Source organism: Natrinema zhouii (assembly GCF_013456555.2).
Lineage (GTDB): Archaea > Halobacteriota > Halobacteria > Halobacteriales > Natrialbaceae > Natrinema > Natrinema zhouii.
The window spans coordinates 733,348-750,670 of sequence record NZ_CP059154.1 but is presented as its reverse complement, the minus strand read 5'-3'; the positions used below and the strand labels follow the sequence as shown (position 1 = coordinate 750,670).

General features: G+C 62.1%; 11 protein-coding genes. 7 read left to right on the top strand and 4 right to left on the bottom strand.

Features of this window, described 5'->3' with window-relative positions; all coding sequences use genetic code 11:
• The first annotated feature begins 11 nt into the window (after window positions 1-11).
• From HYG81_RS22365 to HYG81_RS22350, 4 genes are all read left to right on the top strand, one after another.
• A complete protein-coding gene (locus HYG81_RS22365) occupies window positions 12-1,421 on the top strand; it encodes an MBL fold metallo-hydrolase (protein ID WP_180842958.1) in 1,410 nt (469 codons plus the stop codon).
• 475 nt (window positions 1,422-1,896) lie between these two features.
• Window positions 1,897-3,135: a right-handed parallel beta-helix repeat-containing protein gene (locus tag HYG81_RS22360; RefSeq protein ID WP_180841898.1), complete on the top strand. Its 1,239-nt coding sequence runs from the start codon at window positions 1,897-1,899 to the stop codon at window positions 3,133-3,135.
• Window positions 3,136-3,154: 19 nt separating this feature from the next.
• Window positions 3,155-3,484, top strand: a complete 330-nt coding sequence (locus HYG81_RS22355; RefSeq protein ID WP_180841897.1) for a hypothetical protein — start codon at window positions 3,155-3,157, stop codon at window positions 3,482-3,484.
• Window positions 3,485-3,867: 383 nt separating this feature from the next.
• Entirely contained in the window at window positions 3,868-5,331 is a 1,464-nt protein-coding gene (locus HYG81_RS22350; protein ID WP_180841896.1) for an oligosaccharide flippase family protein, read from the top strand.
• 104 nt (window positions 5,332-5,435) lie between these two features.
• Here the strand turns inward: HYG81_RS22350 and HYG81_RS22345 are convergent, their stop codons facing one another.
• From HYG81_RS22345 to HYG81_RS22335, 3 genes are all read right to left on the bottom strand, one after another.
• A complete protein-coding gene (locus tag HYG81_RS22345) occupies window positions 5,436-7,256 on the bottom strand; it encodes a hypothetical protein (RefSeq protein WP_180841895.1) in 1,821 nt (606 codons plus the stop codon).
• Window positions 7,257-7,920: 664 nt separating this feature from the next.
• A complete protein-coding gene (locus tag HYG81_RS22340) occupies window positions 7,921-8,871 on the bottom strand; it encodes a hypothetical protein (protein WP_180841894.1) in 951 nt (316 codons plus the stop codon).
• Between the two features lie 573 nt (window positions 8,872-9,444).
• On the bottom strand, window positions 9,445-11,241 hold the full coding sequence (locus tag HYG81_RS22335; RefSeq protein ID WP_180841893.1) for a hypothetical protein: 1,797 nt from the start codon (window positions 11,239-11,241) through the stop codon (window positions 9,445-9,447).
• Between the two features lie 256 nt (window positions 11,242-11,497).
• Here HYG81_RS22335 and HYG81_RS22330 point away from each other — a divergent pair, with 256 nt between their 5' ends.
• Window positions 11,498-12,805: a hypothetical protein gene (locus HYG81_RS22330; RefSeq protein WP_180841892.1), complete on the top strand. Its 1,308-nt coding sequence runs from the start codon at window positions 11,498-11,500 to the stop codon at window positions 12,803-12,805.
• Window positions 12,806-12,876: 71 nt separating this feature from the next.
• Window positions 12,877-14,274, top strand: a complete 1,398-nt coding sequence (locus tag HYG81_RS22325) for a PAS domain-containing sensor histidine kinase (RefSeq protein ID WP_180841891.1) — start codon at window positions 12,877-12,879, stop codon at window positions 14,272-14,274.
• A gap of 179 nt (window positions 14,275-14,453) precedes the next feature.
• On the opposite strand, the gene HYG81_RS22320 is transcribed toward HYG81_RS22325, so the two are convergent.
• The gene (locus HYG81_RS22320) at window positions 14,454-16,046 is read right to left on the bottom strand and encodes an alkaline phosphatase family protein (RefSeq protein WP_180841890.1); all 1,593 of its coding nucleotides are present in this window, start codon (window positions 16,044-16,046) and stop codon (window positions 14,454-14,456) included.
• Between the two features lie 266 nt (window positions 16,047-16,312).
• On the opposite strand from HYG81_RS22320, the gene HYG81_RS22315 reads away from it, so the two are divergent.
• The gene (locus HYG81_RS22315; RefSeq protein ID WP_180841889.1) at window positions 16,313-17,245 is read left to right on the top strand and encodes a polysaccharide deacetylase family protein; all 933 of its coding nucleotides are present in this window, start codon (window positions 16,313-16,315) and stop codon (window positions 17,243-17,245) included.
• Window positions 17,246-17,323 lie beyond the last annotated feature (78 nt).

The window sequence follows — 17,323 nt, the reverse complement described above, 5'->3', positions numbered from 1 at the left end:
GGCTGTTCGGTATGCGAGTCACGTATCTCGAATCGGCAGCGATCCTCATCGAAGACGGAGACGACTCGGTTCTCTGTGATCCGTGGTTGCTCGACGGTGCGTACTACGGGTCGTGGGCGCATTATCCCGAACCCGACTTCGAGCCCGAGGAGTTCGACGACGTCGACTATATTTATATTTCGCACATTCATCCGGACCACTTCGATCCCGATACGCTCGAGCGGCTGGACGCGGACATTCCGGTTCTCATCCACGACTACAGATGGGACTATCTGAAGGACGCAATCGGCGAGCTGGGGTTCGAGGTGATCGAACTGCCACACGGCGAACGGACGCATCTCACTGGCGATCTCCGTATCAACGTCCTCGCGGCCGACGGCTGCGATCCCGAGCGCTGTGGCAACTACTTCGGCTGTACGTGGTACGACACCGAGGCGGAGACACCGGGGTCGACGCAGGTCGATTCGATGGCGGTTATCGACAACGGGGCGTGCACCGTGGTCAACACCAACGACGTCCCCTTCTCGATCTCAGAACCGGTCTGTCACCGTGTCAAACACGAGTACGGCGAGGTGGACCTCCTCTGTCACCAGTACAGCGCAGCGCAGTTCTATCCGCAGGCCGTAACCAACTATAGCCACGAGAAGAAAATCCGCGAGCGCGACCGCGTCATTCGAGAGAAACACGAGCGCGCCATCGACTTTCTCCACATCTTCGAACCGAACTACTACATGCCGTTCGCGGGGGAGTACGTCCTGACCGGAGACCTCGCTCACCTCAACGAGTACACGGCCAACCCGCCGCGCGAGGAAGCGCTCGAGTTTTTCACGAGTGCCGTCGACCCCGACGAACACGAGTGCGTGTTCCTCAACTCCGGCGAACACATCGACCTCGAGACGGGCGAGCGCTCCGAGCCGTTCCAACCGGCAGATCCGGATGCGAAACAGCGGTACATCGAAGCGGAACTGGCGTCGCGGTCGTTCGATTACGAAGCCGATCCGATGCCTACGTTGTCGGAACTGCAGGCGTACGTTCCCTGCGCATACGAAAATATAGAAGCGAAACGTGAACGCATCGGCTACAGCTCTGACACGACGGTACTCATTCCACTCGTCAATGGCGTCTCCCTCGAACTGACGCTAAATGGGGACGGATATCGGTACGTCACGGATCCCGACACCGACGACTATACCGGGTACGTCAAACTGGAGGCCGATCCCCGACTGCTGAGGCGACTCTTCGAGGGCCCGCACAGCGCGTACTGGGCGGACGCGAAGATCGGCTCTCACCTCGGCATTCAGAAAGAACCGGATATCTACGAGCGGGGACTGTACCTCTGTCTCGGCTCCTTCCACACTCACGGGTACGATATCACTGCTCCACCGGAAGCCACGGCCAGCACGAAAACGGCACAGGACTAACCTGCTCGTTCTCGACTCGAGTGAAGTCCGGGCACCGCGGGAGCGCGAAACCGGTCAGTCGATCCCTCTCAAGTTCGCTTTCGGTTGCACACGATCCTCTCGGTACATCGCTGTCTTCCTCCAGCAACCGGAATTGATGCCGCTACTTCGTCTCGGACACGAGCGGCGCGATGTCGTCTTCTGCTGACTGTCAGGGCCGCCTGTTCGACAGGCGAATCGTCAGGTCACAACTCTGGCGTTGACGTTCGGTTCTCGGCTTTTGACAGTTGAGAAACCACTACTATCTTTATATAATATCTGTCGTTGCTGAGTGGATCCGTCACCCCGACGCCGCTCCGTGATTAGAAATATAATAGCTCATCATAAAATTGGGTAATTAGAGCAAATAATGTAGATGGTATAATTAGAATCACGGAATCTTACTGATATAAGGGAAGGAAAGTTTATAGCCCGGTAGTGTTCTCTCACAGGTCGCATGGCACGCGACGAACCGGTACGGGACACCAACGGTCCCGCCGAACCGACAGTCAGTGACGACGAACAGAGCGAACACAGTATAATCGACCGACGATCGTACCTGAAGTTAGCCAGTGCGACGGCCATCGCAGCGGGCGTTGGGACGGGCGCGGCGAGCGCGGCCGAGGGTGACTACGAGGTCATCGAGGCGCGCGGACAGACAATCACCATCGGATCCGGCGAGACCTGGGAGAACAAACTCATCGACCTTGGGAGCGGGAATGCGATCTCCATTATCGCCAAAGGAACGAACTGGACCGTTCGAAATATCGGATTCCGCGGAACGCTCGGTGCGACCGGTACGGCACCACGCAGCGGGACCGTCTTCGGAATTGCTGACACCGGCAATGGGACCTCCACACTAGAGAACATCTTCTGGGGACGCGGGAACCCTGATCGACCGTCGAACGAGCGCCCGCTATTGATGTGGGTCGATCCCGATCACAGCGGCCATCTCGATGTCCGAAACGTCAACTTCCAGCATGCCGGCTGTAACGGGATCTACGGCTCTGCACCCGCCTACAACGGCAACGGTGGCACCATCCACATCGACGGCTGTTACACCCACGACAACCACCATACGGGGCTTCGCATCGGAGATAACGGCTGTAAAATCTCCAACTCGGTTATCTACAAGAGCGGAGGCCGGGCTGCGAACCGCGGTATCTGGGTCTGGGCGGGCAACTCCGGCGGTAATGCGACGATCGAAAACACGCACATCATAACGAACGGAACCGGTGGCGGTATCGTCTCGCGGAATTCCCCGTCCATCGAGATGGATCGCGTCTACACCGACGACGGCTCCGGAACTCACGGTAGCCCCGACCCTTCCGTCCCCGAGAACTGCCCGAAGAGTCCCGAGGCGGCTGCGAGCGGCAGCGTGACGTCCAGTCCACCCTCAAGTGGCGACAATAGCGCGGAGTTCCCTGAGAACACCCTGACGGTCACCGGTACCGGTGAGCCGACGAAGTACTTCGTGGAGATTACCGAGGAACTCGTCACCGATCCGAACGCCGGCTCGCTCGAGGCCCACGATCAGATCGACGGCACGAGCGCGACCGGCTGGGTGACGACGTCTTCTCACGTCGAGCAGTTCCGCTTCGCCGGCGACCTCCACGAGGTCGCGTTCCAGCAGGGTTCGGCTCGCGTCAAGGTCAACGGCGAGGCGATCGATCCCGATCAGTACAACGGCGATTAACCCAACCTCGAGAACACTGTTGATCGACGGCGTCGGTACCTCCGCCGGCGCCTGCTACGAGTTTTCGGTGGCAGGGGCCGTCGAGGGAGCCACGATCGACAGCGATGTCATCACCGCGAGCTATCGCGACGCGTCGATCGACCCCGACGACGAGATCGACGGCCGATCCGTCACCGGCAGCGTCGACGACGAACTGGACGCCTACTGGTTCGACGGCGACATCGGGACTTCCGACTCAGCGGCGACGCGACTGTCGACGTCCAGTACAACGCCCGGGGTGAATAACCAATACGGGGCCTCTCGTCCCGTTTGGCCGTCCTTCACTCGGTTTCGAACGACGGATCGCTGACGGGCTGTCCGAGTTTGGGACGGTCGAGTTCGCTGCACCCGTCCGGCTTGATACGGGCGGTTCGATTCGCTCGTATGGGTCCGCTACGACCGCCGACGCCGTTCGCACGGTTCGGCTTTGTGGACGAGCGGTAGTCCCAAGCAGACTGACGGGCCACCCCGAGGTTATGGATCGTGAAACCGGTGGTATACAGTCGATTACTATCCACTTCGTTGGACAGATATCTACCATGACTATACTGTCGTCTCAGCGTCTCCGGCGGTCGAATCCATTGGTGATTGTACGCTGTAGCGGTGGCAGATCCACGCTCTCGGGTCTCCGTCGGCTGTCATCGACGGTAGATCGCATCCCAACGGACTGCTTGTATTTCGGATCCGGTGAAAATGTCGGTTACTGACCGTATCATCGGCGGGTTCAAGGCGACGTTCGGCGCCCGTATCGTGAGCAACGTCGCCAACGGACTGTTGATGCTCGTGCTCGCTCGAGCATTATTGTCTCCCGACGAGTACGGGCTGTTGTTTCTGGTCATTTCGATCCTCGCCATCTTTCAACTCGGTGCAGATCTCGGGATCGCCCGCTCGGCCGCACGGTACGTGTCGGATCGGAAGGAGTCCGATCCGTCAACGGTGCCGTTCATCCTGCGGACATCTCTGCGGTACCGCCTGGTCCTGATCGGGATCGTCGCCGTTGGGATCGTCCTCGGACGGGAAGTTATCGCCGACGTGCTCGGGAATCCGGAGCTATCGTCGCTGTTGCTCGTCGGAGTCATCTACCTCGCCTTCGAGTCGGTGTACTCGTACTATCTGGCGATCTTCCAGGGATTCAATCGGGTAGATCTGAGTGCGACGATCGAGATTATCAATAATGTTGCCCGGCTTCTGTTCGTCGTGGGTCTGACGGCGATCGGACTGGGCGTTGTCGGTGCGCTCATGGGCTACATCGTGGGCGCGATCCTCGGGTTTGTCGTCGGGTCGGCCTTGCTCTACCGTCAGTACGTGAGCTACGAGGATGGTGGCGGCGACCGCTCACTTCGCAACCGGATCCTGAGATACAGCGTCCCGCTGACGGCCACCCATAGCGCGAGCATCATCGACCGGCGCGTCGATACCGTCCTGGTCGCGTATTTCGTCAACCCGGTGGCGGTTAGCTACTACGTCCTCGCGAAGCAAATTTCCGAGTTCGTGATGGTTCCCGCGAGCTCGCTCGGTTTCTCAGTTTCCCCGACCTACGGCGAACAGAAAGCAAACGAGTCTCTCGATCGGGCGGCCCGAATCTACGAGACGACGCTTCAGTACGTCTTCCTTCTCTACGTTCCGGCTGCGGTCGGCGTTTTGCTCGTCGCAAAGCCGGCGATCACACTGCTTTTCGGCTCGGATTACACCGGTGCGGCACCCGTCTTGCAAGTGTTCGGCGTCTACATCGTCTTTCAGGCCGTGACGAAGGTAACGACCAACGGACTCGACTACCTCGGGCGGGCAAACGCCCGTGCGGTCGCGAAGGGAACGACGTCGGTCACTAACGTTGGCCTCAACGTCGTTCTAATCCCACTCTATGGCGCGACCGGTGCGGCGGCTGCAACTGTTATTACGTTCGGTGCCTACACATTGGCGAACCTCTATGTTATGCACCGAGAACTCTCTCTCGATTTCGTCCGTATCGGCCGATCGTTCGGCCTGGCGACTGCCATCGCAGCCGGTATGGGAATCACGGTGGTATTCCTCGTTCCGTACGCATCGAACATTCCGGCGCTCGTCGGCGTGATCGGCGTCGGCGTCGCCGTCTGGGGCGTATTGGCGACCCTGAGCGGGATGGTCGATCCGAGCGAAGCGATCGCAAATTTAACGTGAGCCCGAGTTCGGTCGTGGCTTATCGGTCCCGGGAAGCGCTCGAGAAGTGAACCGTGGATGCCGAAGTGAGGACGTGACAGTCGGTTCGAGACGCCGATCGGACGTTATTGGTTTCGCGCGTTGTACTGAACGTCGACGGTCGCGTTCCCGTCGAGTCGGAAGTCCGTGATGTCCCCGTCGAACCAGTAGGCGTCGAGCCAGTTCCCGACGCCGCCGCGAACGGCTCGACCCTCGATCACGTCTTCGTCGTCGATCGAGGCGTTCCGGTAGTCCGACTGGACGACCGGGCCGTCGACCTCGAGGGAGTACGTACTCGGCCCGTCGGCACCGACACCGTCGATCACGAGGGCGTGGGGAGGCAGTTCCTGTTCGCCGTACTCGCTCGTATCGATCGCTTCGCCGTCGACCGTTACGTCCGCCGTGCCGTTGGTGAAGGTGACGTCCGTCAGCGCACCCGAGAATCGGAAGGTCTGGGTTTCGTCGGTGAGCGTACTCTGGACGGTCGAACTGGAGACGATCGTCGCGTCTGCCACCGGCTGGTCGCCCGACGCGAGTTCGATCGTCCCGTCGACCGAAATCTCGTAGCTCGTCGGCGTCCCGCGGCCCGCGATCTCGAGGACGTGTGGAAGCTGCTGCCCGTAGTCGACGGGATCCACCTGCTCCCCGTTGAGCAGTACTGAGCCGGGGCCGTCGACGGTGAGTTCCGTCAGTTCGCCGTCGAACCGGAACGCGTCCTTCCAGCTGGCGACGCTGCCCTGAACGCGAGAGCCATCAATGGTCTCCTCGCCGTCGATGGAAGCGCCCTCGTAGTTGGCGTGTTCGACCGCACCGTCGACAGTGAACTCGTAGCGGGTCGCGTCCGACGGACTGCCGTCGACGAGGAGGACGTTCGGCAGTTGCGAACGCTCCTCGTCATCGGTCGGTTCCGTGTTGCCGGATCCACCGCTCGAGTCGGCGGTTTGGGTGCCCGATGCGGCCTCCTCGGGCGACGTCGGAACGCCATCGGGGATCGAGAGATCGGGCTCACTCGAGACAGCGTCGCCAACGGAGACCGTCGAGCCGTCCGCACGCTGAATCTGGCCGCGATAGCCGCCGCTCTGGAAGTCGACGCTGCCCGCCGAACCGTTCGCGCCGGCCACCATCGCGTACGGGTACGGACCGTCGGCGAAGTGCGAGTCGCGGATCGTCACGGTGCCGCCGTTCCAGACCCAGACCGGTCGGCCGTTGGTCTCGCCGTAGCCGCCGTAGCCGCTCCCGTAGTCGGTGTCGTCGTTGTAAGCGACGCAGTCGATAATCTCGTCGTCCTCGCTACCACATCGGAAGGTCGTGACGCCGTTGTTCTTCCCGAAACAGCTCTCGAACCGGACGCTGCCGCCGGAGGGCGTGTTGGAACAGTAGAAGCCGTTGTTCGGATATCCCTGGACGTTGCAGTTGCGGAAGGTGAGGTCAGCGTCGCTGTCCTGGTGCATGAATACGGCACCGGGACCGTGAACGAAGCTCGAGCCCTCTTTCGTCGCGCCGTCGCCCAGGTAAATGTTCTCGAAGAGAACGTCTCCCTGTCCGGCCTTGATCGAAATGATGAACGAGTCCCCGCGGTAGAGCCCCTTGAAACCGATATTTCGGATAACCGAGTTCGCTCCCTCGACGTATATCAGGAACCCCTCACCGGTGGTGAGATCGATCAGTTTGTTCTCGAAGGTCTCGCCGCTGCCGACCCGGATCGTCTGTCCGCGCGCCTCGATAACCTCGTAGTCATCTCCGGCGGCGCTCGCGGCTCCGGTTAGTGCCGCGGCCGCCGTCGTCGCACCGGCTAGCTTCATGTACGATCGTCGGTGTAGTAATACGCTTTTACCGCCGTCATCGGTCGCCTCCGCGTCGGTGGAGGCGGACGACTCGTCGTCCAGTACCGTAGGGTCGCGTGCCATGCAATCAGGTAATACGAAACTACCAGCTTAAACTTTCCGCATTTCTGCACTTAAAATTTACAGACTCTACCTTTTCTCTGCATTATTAGTAGTAGTTTGTGTGTTTATCACCGGCGTATTTTTCCGCCCGCCACATTTTGACTCATCGCCAGTAAAATCGTATTACCGGGGCGGAACCCGGCCGCAGATCACTCCGGGCTTTCTCCTCGAATAATCTGTCCGCGAGTAATATTATTTTACCACCGGAGTGAACGGCGTGAACGACCGGTCACAGCCGACTTCGTTCGAGCGGCATGACTGGTGGACCGGACAGAAAGACAGCATCGGTGAGGTCTCGAGCGCGTAGTTCGGGCAGTACAGAACCCATCGACAGCGATCGAGTCGGATACTGTCCGACCGAGAAATACTGGCGAAACGGCGGTGGAAGGACACGGCAGCGCAATCGCGGGAGGGAAGATCGCAACGGTCCGTGCCGGGAGGAAAGTCGCGTCAGCGGGGACCGAATTCATAGCGGATCGCGTCAGCGGGGACCGGGTTTGCGGTGGAGGGGTGCGTCAGCGGGGAAGGTTGACGGTCCCGTTAGCAGGGATCGGCTGTGGATGGACGGCCGCATCAGCGCGGATGAATTCGGGGAGCGGCGTTTCAGCAGCGGATGCAGGACGGGTCAGTTCGAGCCGCCGGAAGCGGCTTCTTCGGGGGAGGTCGGGACGCCGTCCGGGATGATTGCTTCGGGTTCGGTACCGACGCCGTCACCGAGTTGGACGCTCGAGCCCGCTTCTTCGGAGATGCCGGCCCCGTCGTCGTAGTTGGTGTTCGTCACGGAGACCTGGGTGGGGCTTCCGTTCGCACCGGCGACGATGGCGGAGTTCTGCCCGTTCATCTCGATCTGGCAGTTGTCGACCTCGATCGTCCCGGGGGCCCACGCCCAGATACCGCGGCCGACGTAGCCCTCACTGCTGTCGACGTAGACACTGGAATTGGTTACCTTGCTGCCCTCGGTAGCCAGCCGGAAGTGCGAAACGTAGCAGTTCGCGGCGAAGCTGCTGTCGATGTGGATCGTGCCGCCGCCCTTGTTGCCGGGGGCGGAGCCGTAGATCGCGTTGTCCGCGAAGTTCTGAATGTTGACGTTTTTGAAATTGATGTGACCGGAGTGGTCGGGGGCGACCCAGAAGGCGGTCTGGCCGTGCCCGTTCGGGTTGCTGTTACCCGTACTCGAGCCGTCGCCGAGGTAGACGTTCTCGACGGTACAGGTGCCGCCGGCGGTGTCAGAGATGCCGAACGTGGCGGAGCCGGTGCCGGAGGTGTTCTCGCCCTTGAATCCGATGTTTCGGATCGTCCAGTCGCTGCTGTGGGCGGTGACGATGATGTCCTGACCGGTCGTCATGTCGATGAGTTTGTTCTCCCAGGTCTCACCGGCGTCGATGGTGATCGTCTGTCCCTCGGCTTCGATAACCTCGTAGTCCTCTTGGGCCGAGGCTGCACCGGCACCACCGAGCACGGACGTTGCGGTCGCCACCGCGGCGAGCGAGCGAACGTAGTTACGGCGGGTTAATCCGGAATTTCGGCCTGTCGTCGGAGCGGATTCCGTTTCGGACGGACGGGGATTCTGCGCCATACAATCTCGTAACGATGACTTACACTCATAAACTTTTCCTTGCTGATATAGCTTAAATTTACAGACATAGATTCTAACGTTGCGGAAAGGGTCATAATATACGACAATTTATTCACGAACATACGAACGAACCGACGGCCAAACCGGGGCGGCTAATTCCATTGTTACTCGAGAAAGGATCGAATTACCCGGATAGCAGGCGTCTGAGAGCAGGCTTCAGGCATCGGTCAGATGTACTGGTACGCGCGTGGAGATACTGTTTCGTCCGGCCAGCTACGCGTTTCCCCGTCCGTAATACGGTATTACCGGCCGTTTGCCGGGCGATAGCGGAGAGACAGCTGTGACCTCAAGCTGGTGCGGGCGGAAAGCGCAACTGCCATCGCGACGTCGATGCAGGGTCGACGGGATGGACGGTCCATCGAATTACACTCCGAAGACCCCGACGGTCGATGAAAATGAGAGACGTTCTCGAGCGCACGCGCGTACTACCTAAATCAAAGCGTCGTGTCATCTCTCACTGCATCGACGCGCAGCGCCTTCGGAGAGCCCTACTGCATCGACCGCTCGAGGAACTCAGGGTTCGCTGTCGACCGCGTACATCTCGAAGTCGTCGTTCGAAATGACCTTGTTCACGCCCGGCTCGGTTTCGAGCCCGTCGAGCGCGGCTTCGCGGTAGTTGAGTTCCCGGTAGACGTCGATCTCTCTCGACTCGTCCCAGTCGGTGACGACGAGGTAGTACTCGTCGGTCGGATAGGCCCCGCTGTAGTTACCGTCCGAGAACACGCTGGCATTGACGGAGCCGGTGGTAGCCGACGCGCCGCCGATGGTGTCGCCGCCGCCGCCTGAAATCCCGTTGATTCCGTGGTCGTATCGGTACGGATCGTACCCCATTCCCGCGTAGGGGACGTCATCGCCCCCGTGATCCAACCCGTCTTCGTAGCCGCTCATCATTTCAGGGGTCACGTGCTGACCCGAAGTGTATATCAGCGGCGACGCGAACACCGTCATCAGTCCGAGAACGAGACACGCTCCCAGCACCAACGCCGTGACTGCGTTCGCCCCGGGCCTCGAGATCACGCCCGAGAGGCCGCCGACGAACTGTGCGAGGGCGATGCCGGCCAGGATCGTCAGGAGCACGTAGATGAATCCCATCTGCCGGAACGCCATCGTCGGCGTCCCGAGGAAGTAGACGAGAAACATGCCCGAGAGCGGGAACAGCGCGAGCGCGATGTAGTTGACGAAGGATCTGGTCTCTCCGTCGAGGCTCGACCGTCCGAGCCAGACGACCAGAACGAAACAGCCGACGATGAGGCCGATGATCGCTGCATCGAGAAACATCTTCACGAACAACTCGGTGAGGCTCCCGCCGATCTCGGTCAGCGATGCCCCCCGCTGGTCGACCTCGGTGCCGCCGCCGATCTCCTGTGCGAGCAGGCCGGTGACGAGGCCGGCAGCGGCCTCCCTAAACCGTTCGTTGCCGAGCGCCCAGAGCCCGAAGAGGGCTCCGAGGGAGATCGTGTGGACGTGGGTCGTCGGATGCTCGAGCATCGGGTGGTCGTCGTAGCGCCGTCGGGCGAGGTACTGGACGCCGCTGATCGCACCGACGAGAACGACGACGTTGAACATCTGCTGGGGGTGAACCAGCAGGAGTGCCAGGCCGGTCAGAAAGATGAGCACGCTGAACGGCGACGCGCCGAACGGGAGCCGCTCGAGCGTCGAGCGCCGCCGGAGATAGGCGACGATCGCGAAGATCACGGGAGGGACGAGAAACAGCGCGTTCGAGTTCGTGTGGACTCCCATATGCGTCGCGATGTTGTTGATCGGCAACACCATCCAGGAGACGATTGCCGCGAGACCGACCGCCAGCCCGTCACCGCTCATATCGCGGACGACGAGCGGAACGAAGACGACGAACGGAACGAAGAGGACGACCATCCCGATCAGGAGCCCGCGTTCGATCGAGACACCGCCGGCGAAATGCAGCGCTGTCGCGATCGCGTGTAATCCCGGATAGAAGAGTTCGTGCGGTGCGGTTCCACCGGTGACGATGTCTCGGGTCCAGCCGAGGTGGGTGAGTGCATCGCCCATTCCGGCGAAGTGATAGTTCTGGAACAGCGGGAGGCTCACGATGGCCGTGACCGTCAGTCCCCCGAGGCCGATTCCGAGTCCTTGCTGGCGGCCGCGACAGGACAGGGTCGTTCCGACCGCAATCGCAAGCGCGAGTGCGAATCCGACCCAGGTGATCGTCGGGGCTCCCGCGTAAACCGACGGCTCGTAGTCGGTCGCGGGGTTCGCTCTCGCCAGAAGAATCCCCATCGCAACCGCGAGAAAACCGATCGCGCCCATCGCGTTGAACGTCGATCGTCTCACGCCGTCTCACCGAGTGCTGTCAGTCCAGTCTCGAGACGCATGTGTTGGCCCAGTCGTCGGTGCTACCGAGGTTTGTTATAGGCATCCTACCCTCGAAAACAGCTATTGTGAGGATCGAGATCGAAGTAGGCGATCCCTAGAGAGTCGGAACAGTCAGCTACGGATTGACTTCTCGAGACGGAACCGATCAACGATTGTGCCGGTTTTTGTAGCCGGTCGTGATCGGTCGAGACGACACCCGAATTCGCACTCACCTATGTCCTCGATTATCATCGACGGGATCACTACCCACGACGGAACCCTCGAGTGTTCGGTCCGCAGCTCGGCCGACCTCGAGCGGTTCTTCACCGACGAATCGTTTCGAACCAGCTACGACGTTCCGATCGCGGACGTTCCCGAGGGCGTGCTCGCGATCCCCATCCTCGCACAGGTCTGTCCAGTTGCGTGGGCTAACGGGGCCGACGTCTACGTCGACGAGGTCGACGCGACGTTCGCCCGCGCGCTCGAGGACGTGAAGGAATCGCTGTGTGACATGCACAACTTCCTCGAGGGTGGAACGCTCTACGCGCGCCGAACTATCGAACCGGAGCCGGACGCGACCGGCGAGAGCGGCCTGCTATTTACCGGCGGCGTCGACTCGACGTGCTCGTACGTCCGCCACCGCGAGGAGTCGCCGACGCTGATCAGCGTTCGCGGCTGGACGATCACCCCGGATTCCGCCGACGACGGGAAGTGGGACGCCCTCCGCGAGCGCGTCTCGGGCTTCGCCGCCGATCACGACTGTGAGACGGCGTTCGTCGAGTCCAACATGCTCTCGTTTCTCGACCATCCCATGCTGCTCGCCCACTACAAGCGCTACGTCGACGGCGGCTGGTACAGCTCCGTGGGTCACGGGCTGGGGCTGCTCGGCCTCTGTGCGCCGATGGCCTACGCGCGCGGAATGGAGGACCTCTACGTCGCCGCGACCCACTGGGAGGGGGTCGACCTCGAGTGGGGGTCGCGCCCCGACATCGACGAGCACGTCCGGTGGGCCGGGACACGGTGTCACCACGACGCGTACGAACTCACCCGGCAGGAACGCCTCGACGTCATCGCCGACTACGTCCGTGCGGCGGATCCCGACCTGCAACTCCAGACCTGTAACGATCGCATGGACGGCAACTGTGGCGAGTGTGAGAAGTGTTATCGGACAGCAGTCGGCCTTCGCCTGTCGGGTCTCGAGCCGTCGAACCACGGCTATCCGTTCTCGGACGCGGACTACCGCGACCTCCGGCGCTCCCTCGAGCGCGGCGAGTGGGTGCTCGGGCAGGACGAACGCCACATGTGGGCCGACATCCGCGAGCGCGCGAGCGAGACCGAACCCGCGACATCGGCCGAGCGAGCCTTCTTCGAGTGGCTCGAGAGTACGAATCTCGACGCCCTGATCTCGTCGTCCGGCCCGCCGTTGGCCCACCGACTCCTCTGGGCCGGTGCGCGAAACGCCCCGAACGGCGTCTATAATACCGTCTATCCGGCCTGGACGACGGCGAAAGCCGGACTTCGGCTTGTTCGGTCCGAACGGTAGGCGAGGACCGGTCCGTGGGACGCCCACCACGCTTTTGCTTATCCTGCGTGAATGACCACTAGACTAGTGCGATGACCGTCACAATCGACGATCTGGCTTCGATCTTGCTCGAGCACGCTCGAGACAAGCTCGCCGTCGTCGACGAGACGGGGACGTATCTCTACGTCAACGAGGCGAGCCGCTCTATCCTCGGCTACGAACCGGACGAACTCGTCGGCGAGAGTACCCGGAAGTACATTCACCCGGACGATCGACAGGCGGTCGCAGATCGATTCGAGCAGGCCGGGACGACGGGAGTATCGTCGGAGTCAGTCCGCTATCGTCACGCGAGCCAACACGGCGGATGGGTGTGGCTCGAGAGCCGCATTACGGACCTTCCGGACGACACGCTCGAGGGGTACGTCGTCAGCTCGCGGGATATCTCCGAGCAGGTCGCCGCGGAACGGGATCGCCGCGACGCCGAGAGTCGACTGCAGACGATCGCCGGGACGGTCGGGGACGTCCTCTGGATGTTCAACGCGGACTGGAACGAGCTCCTGTTCGTCAATCCCGCCTACGAGGACGTCTTCGGTCAGTCCGTCGACGCGCTCGAAGCCGATCCGCAGTCGTTTCTCGACGTCGTCCACCCCGACGACGTTTCCCGGGTCAGAGACGTAATGCGTCGCGCCTCGGCCGGCGAATCGGTCGACGTCGAGTATCGCGTCAATCCGGACACCGATTACAGCCGCTGGGTCTGGGTTCGATCCGAAGCGATCGTCGAGGACGGCGAGGTCGACCGCATCGTCGGATTCACCCGGGACGTCACTAACCGTCGCCGACGGGAACGCCAGCTCGCGATCATGGACAAGCTCCTTCGTCACAATCTGCGAAACGATCTGTCCGTTATTCTCGGCCACGCCGAGTGTATCGCCAGAGAGGCCGATGACCCGTCCCGCGAGCGCGCGGAGATAATTTATCAGCAGGGGGAGGAACTCCTCGAGACCGCGGCCAAGCAACGCGAAATCATCGAGTTGCTGATGGAGGGGCCGGTGCCGGTCCCGATCGACTTCGTCCAGGTCACAACCGACGCGATCGAGACGATACGCGATCAGTATCCGAACGCGTCGATCGAGACGACGTGTCCGGACGCGGCGACTGCCCTCGCAGTCCCCGAAGTGGAGTTAGCCGTGGTCGAACTCCTCGAGAACGCGGTCCGCCACGAACCCCGGGGAGTCCCGAATCTGTCGGTGTCCGTCCGTTTGCGCCCGGAGACGGTCACCGTCGCGATCCGGGATAACTGCCCACCGATTCCGGAAATCGAGTTTCGCATTCTCACCGGCGACTGGAAGATGAACGACGTCTATCACACGTCCGGGCTGGGTCTGTGGCTCGTCTACTGGGTCGTGGATCTCTCGGACGGCCACATCGCGTTCGATCGGTCCGAGGCGGGAAACACCATCACCCTGACGCTACCGCGCGATCAGTCGTAACTCGAGGAGAGGCCAGTCGTTCAACAGCCGATCGAACGGCGCGGGGTATCAGTGAATGCTCGTTTCCGTTGCACCCTCGTTGCTGCCAGTCGACTGCCAAACGACGGCGCGACGGGGTTGAACACTGGCCGGACCGATAGCGGTTCGTAAAACAGGTCTCGAGGGGACGGGACGGTTCCTCACTCCATATACCCGAGTCCCTTCAGCCGATCCTCGACTTCGTCGAAGTCCTCGTCGACCGCGTCGTCGCTGTCGGTCTTGCTGATCGTCGTGCGGTCGACTTTCGTCGACGCCGGGCGCGCTTCCTCGGCGAACGCATCGAACAGTACCCGTCCGTCGGCGTTTTCCGGCACCGGTTCGCCGATCCCGTGGAGTAGCGTCGGCGCGACGTCGACCACGCGGGCCCCGCGCAGCGTCGCACCGGCGTCGATCGACGGCCCACGACAGAGGACGATTCCCTCGCTCCGGTGGCTCGCGTCGTAGACCCCGGTATCGCCGATCACCTCGTCAGCGACCGTGCTCCGCGCCTCGTAGGTTCCTCGACCGCTCACGACCAGGTCCGGTGACTCGTCGTCCGTCGGGAACAGTTCGTCCCCGTCGTCCACCTCGAGCAGCGGGTCGCCGTCGGCGTCGGTCGCCAACTCGAGGGCGGCCCTGATGTCGGCTTTCACCGCGGGAATCTCGCTCGGGTCGACGACGCCACTGTCGAAGCGCTCGGTGTCATTGATGTAGCAGTTGCCGGTGTCGTGGACGAACGCGACCGTGCGGTCGAAGTCGACGTCGTAGAGGGCGTGATCACCGGGAATCTGCTCGGCGACGGAGTCGACCAGCTGCCGAGGGAGCGACTGGACGAGCGCCTTTTCGGTGATCCCGACGCGATTGAGCACGCCGGTGATCGCGTCCCGGGAGATGCCGAGGCTCGCGAGTGCGCCGCGGGTCCCGTCGTCTTCGCGTCGGAACAGGAACCCCTCTCGCTCGAGGATACGATTGACGTAAACGAGATCCTCGATCGGGCCGAAGCCGTGATCGGAGACGACGTAGAGGTCCGCGTCGTGATCGTCCGTGTAGTCCATGACCTCGCCGAGCACGTCGTCGAGTTTCTTGTAGTGGGCGAGCAGCCGATCCATATCCCAGATGAGGTGCTGGAATCGGTCGGGTGCGGTGTAGACGAAGAAGAACAGTTGCCAGTCGTCGCTCGCGCGATCCATCTGGATCCGCATCAGTTCGCGGCGCTTGGCGAGCACGTCGTCGACGGCGTCCTCGAAATCGTCCAGTCGGTCGGCGTACTCGGGGTAATCGAGGCTGATCTCGTAGTTCGGGATCCGGGACTCGATCTCCGCCTGGAGATCCGGCGGATGGGTGAACTCCCGGTCCGTCGACGGCGTTATCATGCCAGTGACCATGGTGCCGTCGATCTCGCTGACCGGATACGTCATCGGAACGTTCCCGACGTGGGCCGGGCCGAGTTGCTCCCAGAGGGCCGGCTGTGCGAGATCCCGGCTCGTGTACATTTCGTGGCTGTACTCCGAAGAGAGGTTCTGAAAGCCGTAGATACCGTGCTTGTCCGGCCAGACTCCCGTCGCGATCGACGGCCACGCGAGTGGCGTCGTCGCCGGGCGGGTGCTCTCGAGCGTTCCGGATGCGCCCTCGTCGCGCATCCGTGCGAAGTTGGGGAGTTCCCCCTCGTCGCTCCATTGCTCGATGAGTCTCCACGGTACGCCGTCGAGTCCGAGCACGAACGCTCGCTCGGAGGGAGTTGTAGATCCGCTCATGATTACGTAGGGAGACGTCGGAGACGTCTATAGACAGAAATTGCCCGACGAGCGCTTTGTTATAGAGAGGTTTCAGGCGGTATTCGGTCGCACGCGATCGCGTTCGGTCCGATTAACTCCCGCGACGGCACGAGCGCGATCGCGGCGGGTCGAAAGCCGGCAGTAAACGCGACCGTTCTCGGTTCCCGTCTCGACAAGCGATCCATAACGAAGTCACCCCAGACGGACCGTCCCGATATGAAACGCGTTCAACAGTGGTGGATCTCGTGGGCAGCGTCGTAATCTCCCTCGACGCCGAACTCGGCTGGGGATTCCACGATCTGGCCGATCCGCCAACCGAGCGGGTCGAGGCCGGTCGCCGCGGCTGGTCGGTCATGCTCGAGTTGTTCGAGGAGTTCGATATCCCCGCGACGTGGGCCGTCGTCGGTCACCTCATGCTCGACGACTGCGACGGCGTCCACGCCGATCATCCGGCTCCCGACGGCTGGTTCGACCGCGAGCGAACCGATTGGGCGGACCGCGAGGAGCTCCGATTCGGCACCGATCTCGTGACGGATCTCCTCAAGTCGGACACCGACCACGAGTTCGCCAGCCACTCCTTCTCGCACGTCCTGTTCGGTCGGCCAGAAACGGACCGCGAACTCGCCGTCGCCGAACTCGAGCGCAGCCGCGAAATCGCGGGCGACTGGGACCAGTCGATCGACTCGTTCGTCTATCCGCGCAACGATATCGGCCACCGGGACGTGCTGGCCGCACAGGGAATCACGACCTATCGGGGCACGTCGCCCACGCGGGACGGCGTGCGCGGTCTCTTCGATTCGGCAGTTCGGGACCAGTCGATGCTGGTCGAACCGGCCGTCGACGAGCACGGGCTGGTCAACGTCCCGGCGTCGATGTTCCTCTTCGGGTTCGAGGGGCCGGCGCGGACGGTCGCCGAGTCGATCTGGACGGATCCGATGGTCAAGTTGGCCCGCCGCGGGATCGACGAGGCGGCTCGGACTGACGGGCTCTTTCACATGTGGCTTCACCCGAACAACCTGACCCACGAGCGAGACGATCGTCGCATGCGGGCGATCCTCGCCCACCTCGAGCGCCGGCGGACCGCGACCGATCTCACGGTCGAGACGATGGGCGACGTTGCCTGCCGCGTCTCAGGACCGTCGCCGGTTACGGAGCGGGCGACAGCAAGCTGGAGCTGACCGAGACGATCGACTGAAGGGATTCGCTACTCGAGCGCTCCGGAGGGTACGGCGACGATAACAAAGCCCGCAGCCGGC

What these genes read in the sequence shown, in the direction of transcription:
- HYG81_RS22365 (WP_180842958.1), top strand. Translation starts at nt 12, where the DNA reads ATGCGAGTCACGTATCTCGAATCGGCAGCGATCCTCATCGAAGACGGA.
- HYG81_RS22360 (WP_180841898.1), top strand. Translation starts at nt 1,897, where the DNA reads ATGGCACGCGACGAACCGGTACGGGACACCAACGGTCCCGCCGAACCG.
- HYG81_RS22350 (WP_180841896.1), top strand. Translation starts at nt 3,868, where the DNA reads ATGTCGGTTACTGACCGTATCATCGGCGGGTTCAAGGCGACGTTCGGC.
- HYG81_RS22345 (WP_180841895.1), bottom strand. Translation starts at nt 7,256, where the DNA reads ATGGCACGCGACCCTACGGTACTGGACGACGAGTCGTCCGCCTCCACC.
- HYG81_RS22340 (WP_180841894.1), bottom strand. Translation starts at nt 8,871, where the DNA reads ATGGCGCAGAATCCCCGTCCGTCCGAAACGGAATCCGCTCCGACGACA.
- HYG81_RS22330 (WP_180841892.1), top strand. Translation starts at nt 11,498, where the DNA reads ATGTCCTCGATTATCATCGACGGGATCACTACCCACGACGGAACCCTC.
- HYG81_RS22325 (WP_180841891.1), top strand. Translation starts at nt 12,877, where the DNA reads ATGACCGTCACAATCGACGATCTGGCTTCGATCTTGCTCGAGCACGCT.
- HYG81_RS22320 (WP_180841890.1), bottom strand. Translation starts at nt 16,046, where the DNA reads ATGAGCGGATCTACAACTCCCTCCGAGCGAGCGTTCGTGCTCGGACTC.